Raw genomic sequence first — 370 nt, 5'->3', positions numbered from 1 at the left:
CAAAGCCATCCGGAAAGAATTTGAAAAGGAAATTGAAAATCCTTCTGACGAACTGGTAAAACTCCTGGTCAACCGCTTTTTTGAAAAACATCTGACCGCAAACCGAATGGTTTCTTTTAAAGAATATACAAAAAAGGCGCTGACAACTTCTATCAATGAATCCATCAGTTTCAGACTGAAATCAGCACTCAGCATCAATGAACAGATCGAAAAGAGAGAAGATGACGTAAAAAATTCTCAACCGATCGATGACAATAATGATTCTAAAATTGTCACCACCGAAGAAGAGCTGGATGGCTTTCAGATCGTGAAAGCAATTTTGAGAGAGAAAATTCCTGCGTTTAGAATTGCCTACCGGGATACTTTATCC

At 38.4% G+C, this 370-nt stretch carries 1 pseudogene; it reads left to right on the top strand.

The window, feature by feature from the left end:
* Positions 1-370 (top strand): annotated as a pseudogene (locus ACPYOJ_RS34765) (hypothetical protein); the annotation flags it as partial.

This window comes from Rhizobium sp. SVR5-9E, assembly GCF_056755095.1.
This window is presented reverse-complemented; position numbering and strand designations above follow the sequence as displayed.